Source organism: Aeromicrobium changchenzhani (assembly GCF_057586615.1).
Genome location: NZ_CM172480.1, coordinates 759,117 through 773,928, shown reverse-complemented (window position 1 = coordinate 773,928; position 14,812 = coordinate 759,117). Strand labels below are relative to the sequence as shown.

The 14,812-nt window shown below is 61.4% G+C and carries 14 protein-coding genes and 1 tRNA gene; 6 read left to right on the top strand and 9 right to left on the bottom strand.

Annotation, left to right across the window (positions count from 1 at the left end):
- Positions 1-11: 11 nt before the first annotated feature.
- Complete coding sequence (locus AC2YB9_RS03990; RefSeq protein ID WP_487267466.1) at positions 12-1,520, top strand: spermidine synthase; 1,509 nt, start codon at positions 12-14, stop codon at positions 1,518-1,520.
- A 10-nt stretch (positions 1,521-1,530) separates the two neighbouring features.
- Here AC2YB9_RS03990 and AC2YB9_RS03985 read toward each other — a convergent pair whose 3' ends face one another.
- The 4 genes from AC2YB9_RS03985 to AC2YB9_RS03970 form a co-directional block, all read right to left on the bottom strand.
- Positions 1,531-2,709, bottom strand: coding sequence for a C40 family peptidase (locus tag AC2YB9_RS03985; RefSeq protein WP_487267465.1), 1,179 nt, complete (start codon positions 2,707-2,709; stop codon positions 1,531-1,533).
- Between the two features lie 146 nt (positions 2,710-2,855).
- A complete protein-coding gene (locus AC2YB9_RS03980; protein WP_487267464.1) occupies positions 2,856-5,402 on the bottom strand; it encodes a penicillin acylase family protein in 2,547 nt (848 codons plus the stop codon).
- A 25-nt stretch (positions 5,403-5,427) separates the two neighbouring features.
- Entirely contained in the window at positions 5,428-6,468 is a 1,041-nt protein-coding gene (locus AC2YB9_RS03975) for a hemolysin family protein (RefSeq protein WP_487267463.1), read from the bottom strand.
- Complete coding sequence (locus tag AC2YB9_RS03970; RefSeq protein WP_487267462.1) at positions 6,465-7,844, bottom strand: hemolysin family protein; 1,380 nt, start codon at positions 7,842-7,844, stop codon at positions 6,465-6,467. The genes AC2YB9_RS03975 and AC2YB9_RS03970 overlap by 4 nt, the downstream gene beginning before the upstream one ends.
- A gap of 84 nt (positions 7,845-7,928) precedes the next feature.
- Between AC2YB9_RS03970 and AC2YB9_RS03965 the strand changes: the two genes are divergently transcribed.
- From AC2YB9_RS03965 to mscL, 3 genes are read left to right on the top strand one after another with little or no spacing between them, the layout of a single operon-like run.
- Positions 7,929-8,270 (top strand): FmdB family zinc ribbon protein, encoded by a 342-nt coding sequence (locus AC2YB9_RS03965; protein WP_487267461.1) that lies wholly within the window; start codon positions 7,929-7,931, stop codon positions 8,268-8,270.
- A gap of 52 nt (positions 8,271-8,322) precedes the next feature.
- Positions 8,323-8,934: an SAF domain-containing protein gene (locus AC2YB9_RS03960; protein ID WP_487267460.1), complete on the top strand. Its 612-nt coding sequence runs from the start codon at positions 8,323-8,325 to the stop codon at positions 8,932-8,934.
- A 55-nt stretch (positions 8,935-8,989) separates the two neighbouring features.
- Complete coding sequence (mscL, locus tag AC2YB9_RS03955) at positions 8,990-9,376, top strand: large conductance mechanosensitive channel protein MscL (protein WP_487267459.1); 387 nt, start codon at positions 8,990-8,992, stop codon at positions 9,374-9,376.
- Positions 9,377-9,402: 26 nt separating this feature from the next.
- Here the strand turns inward: mscL and AC2YB9_RS03950 are convergent, their stop codons facing one another.
- On the bottom strand, positions 9,403-9,618 hold the full coding sequence (locus AC2YB9_RS03950) for a hypothetical protein (protein WP_487267458.1): 216 nt from the start codon (positions 9,616-9,618) through the stop codon (positions 9,403-9,405).
- Positions 9,611-10,522 carry an NAD-dependent epimerase/dehydratase family protein gene (locus tag AC2YB9_RS03945; protein ID WP_487267457.1) on the bottom strand — a complete coding sequence of 304 codons (912 nt, stop codon included), beginning with the start codon at positions 10,520-10,522 and terminating at the stop codon, positions 9,611-9,613. The genes AC2YB9_RS03950 and AC2YB9_RS03945 overlap by 8 nt, the downstream gene beginning before the upstream one ends.
- A 238-nt stretch (positions 10,523-10,760) precedes the next feature.
- Here AC2YB9_RS03945 and AC2YB9_RS03940 point away from each other — a divergent pair.
- Positions 10,761-10,833, top strand: a tRNA-Arg gene (locus tag AC2YB9_RS03940).
- A gap of 38 nt (positions 10,834-10,871) precedes the next feature.
- On the opposite strand, the gene AC2YB9_RS03935 is transcribed toward AC2YB9_RS03940, so the two are convergent.
- From AC2YB9_RS03935 to AC2YB9_RS03925, 3 genes are read right to left on the bottom strand one after another with little or no spacing between them, the layout of a single operon-like run.
- Positions 10,872-11,432: a signal peptidase I gene (locus tag AC2YB9_RS03935; RefSeq protein WP_487267456.1), complete on the bottom strand. Its 561-nt coding sequence runs from the start codon at positions 11,430-11,432 to the stop codon at positions 10,872-10,874.
- Position 11,433: 1 nt separating this feature from the next.
- Positions 11,434-12,630 (bottom strand): hypothetical protein, encoded by a 1,197-nt coding sequence (locus AC2YB9_RS03930; protein ID WP_487267455.1) that lies wholly within the window; start codon positions 12,628-12,630, stop codon positions 11,434-11,436.
- A gap of 22 nt (positions 12,631-12,652) precedes the next feature.
- Positions 12,653-13,375: a SipW-dependent-type signal peptide-containing protein gene (locus AC2YB9_RS03925; RefSeq protein WP_487267454.1), complete on the bottom strand. Its 723-nt coding sequence runs from the start codon at positions 13,373-13,375 to the stop codon at positions 12,653-12,655.
- A gap of 258 nt (positions 13,376-13,633) precedes the next feature.
- Between AC2YB9_RS03925 and AC2YB9_RS03920 the strand changes: the two genes are divergently transcribed.
- Positions 13,634-14,803, top strand: coding sequence for an MFS transporter (locus tag AC2YB9_RS03920; RefSeq protein WP_487267453.1), 1,170 nt, complete (start codon positions 13,634-13,636; stop codon positions 14,801-14,803).
- The last annotated feature ends 9 nt before the right edge of the window (positions 14,804-14,812 follow it).

The window sequence follows — 14,812 nt, the reverse complement described above, 5'->3', positions numbered from 1 at the left end:
ATGTTCGCCCAATGACCCGTCGGCTGTTCTCGCTTGAAGTTCTTGTGTTTGTCGTTGGATCGGCCAGTCTCGGCTCCGAGATCGCGGCGGCTCGATTGCTTGCGCCATGGTTCGGGGCCAGCACGATCGTCTGGGCAAACACGATCGCAATCGTTCTCGTTGCGCTTTCGATCGGCTATGCAATCGGTGGTCGCATCGCGGACCGAGATCCCACCATTCACGGCTTGGCCCGCATCGTCCTCGGCGCTGCGATCATGCTCGCGATCGTCCCGTTCATCAGCGGACCATTCCTGCACGCTTCGACAACAGCGTTTGAGGATCTGTCAGCCGGCATCTTCGTTGGTTCACTCGTCGGAGTCGGCGTGCTCATCGCGGTTCCGGTCCTGCTATTGGGCATGGTGTCGCCATATGCTGTGCGACTCAAAGTCGAGCACGTTGAGGATGCCGGTCGAGTTTCGGGACGGCTTTATGCAATCGGCACGGTCGGCTCATTAACCGGCACCTTCCTGGCGTCGCTGCTGCTGATTCCGTATGTCGGCTCGCATCGCACCTTCTTGGTCTTCGCGCTGGCACTCGCGCTCGTCTCCCTTCCGGGCCTGCGCGGGGGCCGGACCCGTATGCTGTCCGGCGCCGTTGCGCTCGCAATCATCGGGCTCATCCTGCTGCCCGAAGGGCTGACCAAGTCGGAGGCCGCCGGCGGCAAAGTGATCTGGGAGCACGAGACCGAATATCAATACGCCCGGGTCGTCGAGAGCCCCGCTGGCACACGGACGCTTGAACTGAACGAGGGCCAGGCCGTGCACTCGACCTACCGGGCCGGCGAGTATCTGACTGACGGCTACTGGGACGAAATGCTGGTGCTGCCGTTCGCCGGTGCGGCAAAGCCCGCGAAGATTGCAATTCTCGGCAGCGCCGCCGGCACGACCGCCCGTGCGGTCGCCCATTTTTGGCCACAGGTGCGCGTCGATGCCGTCGAAATCGATCCTGATGTCACCGCCGTGGGCCGCGAACTTTTCGACCTCAGTGGACCAAATGTGCATACCCACACTGCTGATGCGCGGCCATGGTTGAGGGCATCTGATGACAAATTCGACGCGATTCTGGTCGATGCCTACCGGCAGCCATACATTCCGTTCTACCTGACGACGCGGGAATTTTTCGCCCTTGTGAAGGAACATCTTCGTCCTGGCGGCGTCGTCATCGTCAACGTTGGCCACCCCGAAGGCTCCGCCACGTTGGAGAAAGTATTGAGTGCGACGATGCGTACGGCATTCGGCAGCGACGGGGTATGGCGTGATCCATTCGACGCCACCAACACGATGCTGATCGGTACGACGCATTCTGACCCGCGCGCAGCATTGGAATCGGCCGCCGTCGGTTGGCCTGATGATCTTGCTGCGGTGGGCAAGTCGACCGCCGCGCGGCTGCGTCCAGGACTCACCGGCGGCACGATCTATACCGATGACAAAGCGCCCGTCGAATGGCTCGTCGACGCATCGCTGGCCGAGGTCGCGCGCTAACTTCGTAACATCAGCCTGGTCGGGAGGCCATGTCTGGGCGGATCCAGTAGCTCAGTGGCATGATCTCGACATTGCGCCCGGTACGCGGAGCTTGGATCATTTTGCCGCCACCGAGATACAACGCCACGTGATAGATCGAACCAACTGAGCCGTTGCTCCAGAACAGCAGATCACCGCGTTTGATGCGGTTCATCGGGACATGCTTGGTTGAGGTGTACTGCGCTCCGCCATAGTGCGGAATGTTGACACCGGCGGCCGCATACGCCTTCATCGTGAGCCCCGAACAGTCCCACGAGCTCGGTCCGGCGGCGCCCCATTTGTAGGGATCACCAAGTTGCGCCTTGGCGAAGGCGATCGCCGTCTCGACTTTGCTCGACGAGGCCGGCGGCGGTGTTGTCTTCGGCGGGGTAGTTGGCTTGGGCACTTCAGGCTTCGGATCAGCCGACTTAGGATCGGCTGCTTTCGGGTCAGCTGCCGGTGGTGTCCCGCCCTGCCGATCAAGTTCTTGGTCAATCTGGTTCTGTCGCTTGGTTACTTCCTTGACCGAAATCCTCTGCACGGCAGCCAGTTCGGCGAGCAGATGCGTACGTTCTGTGGACAGCGTCTTTTGTGCCGCCTCGGCCCCAGAAATCTCTCGATCGATCGCAGCTTTGGCCGCAACCTGATCGGCGAGCGCCGTACGTTGAGCGGCGGCAGCTTTGTCAGCCCGGTGGATCGCGGAATCGTAGACGACGGTGCTCGCCGTGAGCGAATCGATGTGCGCGGCCATTGCTTCCTGCGTACTCGAATAGGCCGATGCCCGATCCAGCAGTTGCGTTGGGCCGTCGGATTGGAACAACGAGCCAAGTTTTGCCATACCGGTGCCGGACTGCAGACCCTGGACCGTGAGCATCGCCACCGCATCCCGCTGGATCTTCAAACCCTTGGCGGCGCTGGCAACTTCGACCTTGTTGCGCGCCGTTTCGGCCTTTGCCTGCGCGGCTCGATAGATCGCACCATTGAGTTGCTCGGATGCGACGGCGGCACGCCCGTACATCGCATTGAGGCTCTGCCGTCCCTGAACCAACTTGATCTGGATTGCGGCTGCCGAGTCCGGGCCATCGTCAACCGCCACCGCGCCGGAGGCGAGGGCCAGACTCAAAGCACCGGCAAGAGCAAGCGCCCGCATCGGCGTGGGGAAGACACGCATGACTGCCACCGTAATCCTCAAACGCCTCAAAAGGAACACCAGTCACAGAAATAACTTCCATCACACGGCGTGTCGCGCTGGAATTATCGGCGTGTCGCGTTCACAATATGCGCCGAACGGTTTCGGTACGGTCCTCGGCTACTCAATCAGCGAGGTGCACGTGGCTTCAGCCTCAGCGTGTCCTTACTGGCTTTGTCGACCGCTTTTGGACTGAACGCCCACGGCATCGTCTCGCCCTTAAGCCAGAGCTTCGTCTGATCGGTGTAGTGCTTATTGAAAGCGTGACCGGAGTTACCGGTCAATTGGATCCACCGCGAGGCGTCCAGATTCGATAGATCAACCACCATCCGCATCGATGGAACCGCAGTGACCTCATAACCTTTGGTCGCATCCCAGCCGGTGGCATCGACAAGACCGCCGCCGCCGCCGACTTCATAGGCGCCGCGGTTGAAGATCGAATTGATCAGACCGACGCCAGAATCACCAAGCGTCGAGTTGACCAACGACAACGTGTGCTGCTCGCCCCAGCGCCAATTCTTGGGATCACGTGACTGCTGGCGGGTGAGCTCATCACGCGCCTGGCGCATCGCCTCAGCGAAAATTTCATCGCGGGATTCGATCTTGTCGGTCGTGTCGATGTTGTCCCACCAGTGGCTGGTCGGCTGATCGATGATGGTGCGCAGGACGTTGAACCAGCGTTCGCCGCCATTGGGCCATTGGGCCTTCGGCAACTCGTCATGGAAGGTCAGTTTGAGGAGATTGCGCCACACCGTGTTGAAGTAGGCGGCCGCCGCCGAATCCGCACCCTGCTGGAAATCCCAACCTTTCAGCGTGTCCTGGCCCTGGCGGTAATAGCCCGACTCGAGCTTAACCTCCAACAGTCTGAGCACTAACTGCTGCGCATTGGCGCTTTTGGTGTCGAGCTGGATCTTCGTCATGTCCGCGACGGTCAACTTCTTCTTCGCCTTGAGCAGGTCGGTGATCCGTTTTGCCCGATAGCCAGGTGCGGTGTCCTTACCGAGATTGAGCGGATACTGATCGCCGATGACCTGTTGATTGGCCGTAACGATAACCCCTGACTTGGGGTTATAGACCGACGGCAGCGCGTCGAACGGAATTGAGCCCTTCCATTCATAAGCGCTATCCCAACCCGGCACTGGCATCCGCCCGTCACCCTTGCCGCGAATGGGGATGATGCCCGGCGACTGGTAGCCGATATTGCCGGCGGTGTCGGCATACACAAGATTCTGCGAGGGCACTGTAAATAATTTGGCGGCAGCACGGAACTGATCCCAGTTCTGCGCCGTGTCGAGTGCAAAGACCGCCTTGATCGTCGGCCGCGGCGTCAAGGCCGTCCAGCGCAACGACACCGCATAGCCGCCCTTTTGATTGCCAGCAACCGCTTGACTGCCAACATCGGACAGTTCGTCATCGACGCCGGAGATGATCGGTCCGTGTTTGGTCGAGCGCACCGTAATCGTCTGGGTCGCGCCACCAGCAACCTTGAACTTCTCGGTGCGCTTAGTCAACGGTTTCTGCTTGCCGTCGTAGAGGTAGGTGTCGCCCGTGACCTTCTCCAGATAGAGATCGGCAACATCGGCATACATCGTTGTCACGCCCCAGGCGATCTTGGCGTTGTGGCCGACGACGATCCCCGGCAATCCGGAGAATGAGAAACCGGCAACGTCATACGGGCAGGCCGCTGACACCGTCCGGCAATGGAGCCCGGCCTCGTACCAAATGCCCGGCATCGATGGAGCCAGATGCGGATCATTGGACAGGATGGGCTTGCCGGTAGCCGAATGCTTGCCGTCGACGACCCAGGAGTTGGAGCCAATACCTTCGCCGGTGCCCAACAGTGTGGGAAGTTTGTCAGCAGCACTGGCTGCGGATTTGAGCGATGCCACCGCGGTACGAGCGAGGCCCGGGTCGAAGCAGTCCGCGGCAGGCTGTTGCAGCTCGACGCCTGTGCATCCGTTCTGCTGGAACTTGCCAGCAAAAACATTGGCTTCGGGGTCGGTGACGATGGGCGGATTGTCCTTAGGCTGCTCTGGATAGAGCTCGTTGACCTGTTTCATCGGCAGCTTGGCCGCCGCAAGGGTCCGATCGATTTCATCGCTCATATTGCTGCGCAGATCCCAGGCCATCGCCTTGACCCACGCCACCGAGTCCGCCGCTGTCCACGGCTCCGGGCGATAGTCCGGCCCGGTCAACGACAGCACCGCGTACTCGAGCGAGAGTTTGCTGCTCGATTTGCCGTCGATGTACTGATTGACGCCACGTGCATACGCGTCAAGGAGTGATTTGGTCTGCGGATCGAGTTGTTCGACCTCTTTCTCCGCAACGCGCCGCCAGCCAAGCGTCCGTACGAACTTGTCAGTGCCGAGCGCGGACTTGCCGAACAGTTCGCTCAGCCGGCCCGATGTGACGTGTCGACGAAAATCCATCTCGAAGAAACGATCTTGGGCATGCACGTAGCCCTGCGCGAAGAAAATATCTTCGGGATCATCAGCATAGATCTGTGGGATTCCTTTGTCATCGCGATGAATGTCGACCGGATGATGAATCCCCTCGATCGTTGCCGTCCCGGAGGTGTCAGGGAAGGATTGCCGCACCGTGACGACAACGAAAATCAGGCTCGCGACGAGCACTGCCGCGAACAGAACCGCGAGAACTTTGAGGATGCGACGCATTGCGCCATTCTGCACCCTCGCCTGGTCAGGCCCGACGCTTGGAGTCACGAATCTCACCGACAAGCTCCTCGAGCACGTCTTCGAGCATGATGACACCGAGAATGTCCCCGTCTTCGCCAGCGACTCGTGCCATGTGCGAACCGCGTGCTTGCATCGTGCGCAACGCGTCATAGAGGTTGGATGTCACCGCGATTGTCGCGAGCGGGCGTACCCACTTGTCGCCGATCATGTCCGTACGCGCATCGTCATCGGTTTCAAGCACGTCCTTGATGTGCAGGTAGCCAGTAATCGTGCCGCCGGAGTCAACGACGGGGAAACGCGAGAAGCCGGTATCAGCGCACGCCTTCTCCACGTCGATCGGCGTCGCGGTGGGCGGGATCATGACCAGTCCATCCGACGGCAACAGAACCTGAGCAACTGTGCCGGCATAGAAGTCGAGCGCACCCGAGACGAGCTCATATTCGTCATCATCGAGCAACCCTTCACGCCGCGACTCCTCGACCAATCCGGCGACTTCGTCATGGCCAAAGGTCGACGCGACCTCGTCTTTGGGGTCGATTCGCAACATCCGAACGATCAGGTTCGCGACCGCGTTGAGGCCGACGACGAACGGTTTGAATATGGCGACAACTGCCAGCATGAACGGCCCTAGTATTAGCGCGGCCCGTTCCGGCCCGACCAACGCCAAGTTCTTCGGCACCATCTCACCGAGAACGACATGCGCGAACACGACGATCGTCATCGAAAGAATGAACGAGATCGGATGCACCATCGTTTGTGGGACCGTGAGCCATCCGAAGACCGGCTCGAACAGATGCGCAATCGCTGGCTCGCCAACAGCGCCGAGCGCCAATGAACAGATAGTGATGCCGAGCTGGGCCGCGGCCATGACCTGGCTGATGTTCTCCATCGCAGTCAGGGCAAGCCGCGCAGTGCGCGAACCTTCAGCCACACGTGGTTCCATCTGCGTACGTCGAGCCGAGATTAACGCAAATTCAGCCGCGACGAACAGCGCGTTGAAAGCCAGCAGCAGGACCGTGACGACGATCCCGAGAATAGGACTCATGAGAGCGCACCGCCCATCGGTTGGGCAACATCGGGACCCGACTCGACGGTCAGCGTGACCCGGTCGATGCGACGGCCATCCATACGATCGACCGACAGGCTGACGATGTCGCGCTCGGTGTCTTCGGCCTCGATCTCAGGCGGCAGCGGGAGCGTTAGTCGTACGACATCACCGCGCTGAGCCAACCGACCCAAATATTGATTGATCAGTCCGGCGATCGTTTCGTAATCATCGTCCTCGGGGAGGCTAAGACCGGTTTGTTCCAGCACTTCATCGGGTCGCAGCAGCCCCGACAGCGACCACGTACCGTCGAAGCGGTGTTGGCTCCGTGCCGACAGCAGATCATGTTCATCGGCAATATCACCGACGATCTCTTCAACCAGATCCTCGAGCGTGACGACGCCGTCGGTGCCGCCATACTCATCGGCCACGATCGCCATCTGCATGTCCTGCTCGCGCAACAACGTCAACAACGGATCGAGTTCGATGCTGTCTGGGACGGTCGTGGCCAGGTCCGCAATGTCGGCAAGACGGACCCTGCGACGCCGATCGGACGGCACGCTGACCGCTTGCTTGACGTGCACAATCCCAACGACATCATCGGGACCGTCACCGATGACCGGGAACCGCGAGTGGCCAGTCCTGCGCGCAGCGGCAATAACGTCATATGCGGTGTCATTCGCGTCGAGGAACGTGACGCGGACCCGCGGGGTGCGGACATCGGCGGCGGTCCGATCGCCGAACGCAATGCTGCGGGCGACGAGTTCAGCGGTCTGACCCTCGAGGGCGCCCTCTCTGGCCGAACGAAGCACTAATGAACGCAGTTCGACCGGGGAGCGCGCAGAGCGGAGTTCTTCCTGCGGTTCGACCCCCATCGAGTGAAGGATCGCATTGGCGCACCCGTTGAGCAATCCGATCGGCCAGGCCATCGCCTTGGTGAAGGCCCGCTGCGGCAGTTGCGTGAATTCAGCGGTCTGGATGGGGAGTGCGAGCGAGATGTTCTTGGGCACCAACTCCCCCACCAGCATCGTGACGAAGGTGCTCAACACGAGCGCAATGCCGTATGCCGCCGCGCGCGCGGTGCCGCCCTCAAGCCCGATCGCATGGAGCGGATCGTGCAATAACTTGCCGAGCGCGGGCTCGGCAAGGAACCCGATGCCCAAGTTGGTGATCGTGATGCCCAGCTGTGCGCCGCTGAGTTGGGTCGACAGCGACTGGAGTGCTTTGAGCGTCCCGGCCGAGCGCTTGCTGCCCTGTGCCGCAGCACGCTCGACACTGGAGCGATCGACCGTCACGAATGAGAATTCGGCGGCCACGAAGACACCGCAGGCCAGCATCAAGATGACCGAGAGAATGAGCAGGAGCCATTCGGTCATCGCGGCGCTCCACGAGGGACAGGATCAGTCACGGTTCGGCAACTGTACCCTTGAGGTGCTAAGCAGATCGAGCAGGAGTCGCCAGTGCCCACCTATCAATATCAATGCACCGAATGCGGTCACGCGCTGGAAGTCCATCAGAGTTTCACCGATGACGCGCTGACGATGTGTCCTGAGTGTGAGGGACGGCTCCGCAAGGTATTCAATGCCGTCGGCGTCGTGTTCAAGGGTTCGGGCTTCTATGCAACCGACAGCCGCGCGAAGCAGACCGCCAGCAGCCCCGCTGCAAGTGAACACTCCGGCGAGTCCAAAGCTGAGACTAAAGCGGACACGAAGTCCGGGTCGAAGTCCGATTCCAAACCAGCGAAGACTGAGACTACGTCGGCATCGACCAAGAAAACCTCGGGCGCCGGGACCGTCGCCTGACGGCTGTGGATAACGGCCGACGGTCGCGGGCAACTCGCCGTACCGTAGCGAAATGGCCACCCTCGACGCGCAGTCCATCCGTCGCTTCATCCTCGTCCATCGGCGTCTTTTGGCCGCCGCCTTCGCGGGCTTGGCAGTCGTGTTCGCACTTGGTTCGTTGCGCCCTACTGACGTGTCAGTCGGCATCATCGTCGCCGGCCACGACCTTCGGGCAGGCACGTCCATCACGAGCGGCGACCTGACAACAGTTCGCATCCCGCCAGCGGCCCGCCCGGCACACTCCACGACGGCCAAATCGGACTTCACGGGCCGGCGCGTAGCCGCACCGATGCGCAAAGGCGAAGTGCTGACCGATTTTCGGGTGCTTGAGCCCGGACTTCTCACCGGCTATGGCGACGGCTTCGTCCTGTCGACGATCCGTATCGCCGATGCCACCGAGCTGGGCTCACTGCGAGTTGGTGATCATGTCAACGTTCTTGCCACCGCTCCGGAGGGCGATTCGACGGCGACCATCGTTGCCCGCAGGGCGGCGATTGTTTCCTTGTCGCGCAATGAAAGTCGCGACGCGTCGCCTTCAATCGTGGTTGTGGTCGAGGAAAAGACCGGCCTGGCGATCGCCACGGCCGCGACACGAGCCCGAATGAGCGTGCTCACGGTCTCGTGAACAGCCGGTTTCTGCCGATAGAGTAATTCCGTCCAAACCTACAGACGGGGAAAAGATGATTAAAGGTTTCAAAGACTTTCTGTTGCGCGGCAATGTTGTCGACCTCGCGGTCGGCATCGCTATCGGCGTGGCGTTCACGGCACTCGTCGGCGCGTTTGGTGACAATTTCATCAAACCGTTGATCACTGCGGTTGGTGGCAGTAGCTCCAAGGGCTTCGGCTTCACTATCACGGACAACCCCGACACCCTGATCAACATCGGCGGCTTGCTCAACGCGCTGATCGTCTTCGTCGTGACGATGGCTGTGATCTATTTCGCCGTGGTCGTACCAATGAAAAAGGTCATGGATCGCGTCAATGCTGGCAAGCCAGCCGACGCGGAGACGGTCGGCGAAGATATCGCGCTGCTGCGCGAAATCCGCGACTCGCTCGCCAACCGCTGATCCACGCTGGTCCCGGGTGACCGGGATTAGCCATGATGGGGCGGCACATCACGCAAGAATTGTTCATCGCGTGAGGCGCCGCCTTTTTCATTCCAGCCTTCGTCAGTCTGATCGGCTGACTTGGTCGGGATGAGGTCACCGAGCAACTCAGCAGCTCGCATACGACGGGCCCGTTCCTTCTGATCTGATTCCGACTCGGCAGGCTTCTTCGGTGGCTGTTGGGGTTGTGCTGACTCATTCATCGCTGACCTGTTCATCGCTGGCGAACCATTCCGGTGTGACCTCGGGGTGTGCGGGATGCCAACCGGTGCGATCACTCAACCGGCTGGAGTTTACCCGCTGCGAGCGGGTAAAAGATTCGACTTTCTTGCCGACCAGCTTCATGAACAACGGACCATGGAAGGTCCCCTCTTTGCGCCCGGCAACGTGAGCAACGACATCGGCCAAATCGCCGCGTCGGATCGGCTCAGCGCCAGCGTTGTAGATGCCACTCGGCGCGCTCAATGCGGCAACCACCGCGCTGCCCACGTCATCGGGATGAATCACATGACACCAAGCGACGGGTGACCCCATGCCGGTGGCCTTGCCAGCGCGCGCCCGCTTCAGCAGGAACGTCGATTGCCGGTCGGTCCCAGTGATCAGCCCAAACCGTAATGAAACTCCGTCACCATATTTCTGCCCGAACGCTTCGGCCTGCGCCTCGGCGACCACCACCGGCTCGACATATTTGGTGATGTCAATCGGGCTGCTCTCGTCGATCCAGTCCTCGCCGTTATCGCCATAGACATAACTAAGACTCTGCTGGATGACTCGTCCAACGCCGGCCGCACGTGCCGCCGCCACCACAGTGCGCGCTCCTTCGGTGCGAATTCGGTCATTAAGGCGCCAAGCGCCCGGATAGATCTGCGCCGCACCAACGGGAACGCTGGTGGCAAGATTGGCTACCGCGTCACAGCCATGCATACCGGCCTGAAGCTGCTCGGCATCGAAAAGATCGCCCCGATGCGGTTCGACGCCCAACTGTGAAATGCGCTCAGCGCCCTCGGCCGATCGAACCAAGCCGACAATCGTGTGACCTGACTCGTGCAACGCCTGTATGGCCGATCGGCCCATAACACCGGTAGCACCAGTGAGGAAAACTTTCACTTTCACTCCTTGCAGGACCCGCAGGGTTAGCCGGTCCGTTCTCCGTTCGGTACGGATCTGCGTCCCGAATGATTACAAAATGATAACAATTGCGCAAGAGCGGCCAGCTTTCAACCTCCGGCGGAGGCCGTCGGAGGGGCCCGGGATAGACATTGCCGCGCACCACGCAAACGCTCGACGGTCCTTGTCCCCTATGCCAGCAAGCATGGTCGACCCGATAGCCTTAATCGACACCCTGGCCCCCGTAGCTCAGGGGATAGAGCAACGGTTTCCTAAACCGTGGGTCGCATGTTCGAATCATGCCGGGGGCACACTGTTAGGTGTACGTGCCGATTGCGGTCGACATCGGCTATCGATCTGCCTTCTGATGCCGTCCAGCACCTCGGTCCGGACGGCCCCGGGCGCCGCCGGACTGAACAAGCTGCCAAGCGCCGTACCCGAGCAATCCCACGGCCAGGGTGAGGACGCCCCCGGCCTTCGCCTGTGGCGACAACCAGGAGGCAACGTACCCGACGTAGGGAACGTGATATTCGACCTTTCCGAAGATCTGCGCGTTGGTCAACTGCCACTGGTCATCAACGTTGTTGGCGTCGCCACGTGTGGTGAACACAGCGACCCCGTCCGGGCGATGCGTCTTGTTGACGATGCGGTGGGTGACAACGTTGGTGTCCTCATCGGGTGGCCGGAAGGTGATCACATCGCCAACTCCTAGCCGATCCACGTTACCCCCTACGGGCGAGATCACGACTTGGCTGCCGACCGGGTACGCCGGCGCCATCGAGCCTGAGCGCACAGTTAACGGAGTCCATCCTTTTGCCTGGGGCACCACCCACACCGCGACGAGGACGGCGGCGAACACGGCGACCACGGCCCACGCGACGAGACGTCTCGCGCGCCGGAGACCGACCACGTCAGTTCAATCCCACCGGTGCTGGTGAGGGCGTTCGGTTGACCCCGGGCGCTGTATCGCTCAGCAATCCACCGGACCGGCAAGAAAAAGCGTCGCTCAACAGGACTTTGCCTTCGCTGACCTCCACCATCCAGTCTGCGTCGACATAAACCGCAGTACCGGCATACGGGAAAGCTCGCACCGACAGGAAGACCGGGTTCGAGGTGTTGTTATTCAGGTAGTCGCTGTTGATGCTCTCGGACAATCGCATCGTGCCACTGGGGCTTCCAGCTGTCGTATACACCGCGCCGCTGGTCTGGTTGAGGCTCTTGCGGAAAGGTGTCCAAGTTGCGCCGCTGTCGGTGGAGCGGATCAACTCAAATCGGTTGATCGCCACCGATGAGCTGAGGTTGGCCGAACCTTCCCCGTCGGCTGCGAACGGCCACGCCCAGTAGAGGCGGCCGAAAAGACCCAGACTCGAAAAGACGCCGCCCAAAGTCGTCCTGGCACACACGACGTTGTCTTGGGACCGGCGGGTCGGCGGGGGCAGCTTCACCTGGTAGCGGGTATCCACGACGGCCTGATTCGACGTCCAGGTGCCCGCGTCGAAGGACTTCTGCTGCAGGGTAGTCGCGATGTCGAGCTGCCGGCCAGCGTGGGCGAACAGGAAGTCCCGACGCCCGTTCGCGGTCGACAGCGCGTAGTCCGGCCGGACCCACGGGCATACCGCCCGCGTCTGCCCCGGCGCCAAGTCAGCGCCCGTCACCGCAGCGGACGTCCGTGGGTACGGTGAGCCGGCGACGGTGACCCCACCGACCCCGCCGTTCACGCCCCAATACACCGGATCGATCAGCCCGGTCGTACAGGTGTTGCTGACGGCGTAGTCCAAGTTGACCTTGGAGAGCAGTGTGGTGGTGGTGTTGCTGGCCGGAATGGTTACCTTGGTGCTGACGACGTCGATCCAGGAGCTGTGACTCGTCGAGTTGTTCTTGATCGACACCCCAGGTGCGTTGGCAACAACGGTGGGCGTGGCCTGGCTGTGATCGACGCCGGTAGTGACATTTGCCGTCGTGATCCCAAAACCGTCGCTCTGCGTATCGGGCAGCGTCGTGGTGAACTGCTTGCTCCAATAGGCGCCGGTGGTCTGGGCGGGGACGAGCAGGACCGGACCCACGAGGGCGGCCGCAGCTACCAGCAGGACGATCCGAAGTCTCGACATTCCTCTCTCCTCCGGTCTCGGTCTAGTTGGTCTGGGTGAAGTTTGCGGTCAGCGCGCCCAGGTCGAGCGTCTGTCCTTGCAGAGTGTTATCCCAGCGGTTACCGGCGTTGTTCGCTGGGGTAGCCACGGTGACCACGGCGGTGTAGGTGCCGAAGGTGCTGGGCGGTTTGAGCGCCACCGGGATGGTCCAGGTGGGCGCGGGCCCGTTGACCGTGACTGTGCTGCCGCCCGGCTTGGTGACGACCATCGAGACGACGGCCTTCTTGGCAAAGGCTGAAGCCCCCGAACTCTGATCGAGCAGCGCCGTCGCATCGACGGTGAGGTTTCCCTTGAGGTTGTCGCCCTGGCCGGTAAGCGTGATACCCCGCTCGACCCGGAGCGTGTCACCGGGGATCAACCGCTCGTTAGTGAGCGTCGCGGTCACGTCGCGACACTCTTTGTACGGCGTCGCCGCTGTGCAGATCACCCCTGACGCATAAGTCCGCTTGCCTACGTCCTGACGCGAGAGCAACGCCACCTTGAGCGTCCCGGTCAGGTCGACCGAACCGGAGGAAAACTGACCGCCTGGAACAGTGACCTGACTCTGCCAGGAACTCCAGGTTCCCAGACCGCTGGTGAGCAGGATGAGCCCCAGCAAGATCGACAGCGCCGCCCCACCTAAGCTGCGGCCGCGCACTCGGGACGGACGGAACGAGATGATCCGTTGCCGGATGTTGCTGCGACGCGCAAGCCTGTGCTCAGCCATCTCGCAGCGCCTGCCCGGACGAAATACGTCCTGAAGCAGTGCGAACCGGAGTCGTGGCCTTCTCCATCACGCACCCCCAGGTCCGAAACGCCAGCCAACTCAACTATTTGGTTGATCCGGTAACTGTCCAGCATGGCATACAAAACCCAGTAATCACGAAATCTGTGACTCACCTCTCCGATTCATACGATCCGAGATTCATGCCGCGGTGTGGACCTCCTCGACGCGGAAGGCTGCCACCGGCTCTATCCTCAGGAAGTGACTGCTCCACTCTCGGCAGCCCCGCCGACAACCAATCGACCGGGTATCGCCATCATGGCCTCGGCGCACATCGTCGATGACATTTATCAAGGAGTCGTACCGGCACTGCTGCCCTTCTTCGTTGCTGAGCGGCAGTATTCGTATGCAGCAGTTTCGGGCCTGGTGCTCGCCGCGACGATCTTCTCGTCGGTAGCGCAGCCAATCTTTGGCTGGTGGGCCGATCGACGATCGCGTCGTTGGCTGATCTGGGTCGGTATGACGATGGCTGGCATCGGCATTGCCCTGTCTGGGCTGAGCTCAACTTATCTACTCACCTGGCTCGCGCTTGCTGTCTCGGGAATTGGGGTTGCTGCATTCCACCCCGAAGCCGCTCGCGCTGCCCGCCAGGCGGCCGGTAACAGCACCAGCGCGATGAGTATCTTCGCCGTCGGCGGCAACGTGGGCTACGCGGTCGGCCCGCTGATCGCGACGCCGATCATCATCGCGCTCGGCCTCCATGGCACGGCCCTGTTGGTATTGCCGGCGGCCGTCATGGCAATCATTCTGATCACAACGCTCACCCCAATTCTCGATGGGCCGGCCGATCGGCCACGCGCCCGGCTCCTCCCCACCGGCGAGGATGACTGGATCGCGTTCGGCTGGCTAACCGGCGTGGTCATCGCCCGATCGATTCTGTTCTTCGGAATCACGACCTTCCTTGCGTTGTACTTCATCAACGCCTTCGCTGCCTCCCCCACGACCGCGGCCGCCGCACTGAGCACATTTTTGGTGGCGGGAATCATCGGCACTCTTTTCGGCGGCATGCTTGCTGACCGTCACGGAAAACTCTTGAGTATTCGGATCGGTTTCGCGCTGGCCATACCTGCGCTGCTGGGCCTGTTGACGTCACCGAACACCAGCACTGCGCTGGTCAGCGTCGCAGTACTCGGCATCTCGCTCTACATGCCATTCAGCGTCTTCGTGATGCTCGGCCAGGACTACCTTCCGCAACGCATTGGCACCGCCAGCGGCGTCACCGTCGGGCTCGCGGTCAGCGCCGGCGGCCTGGTCAGCCCGCTGCTGGGTCTCCTTGCCGACCACACAAGCCTGCATACGGCACTGTCGACCCTTCTGGTGCTGCCGCTGCTCGGGCTGTTGCTGTCGTTGAAGCTTCACGACCCCGTCTGAGTGGGCTAC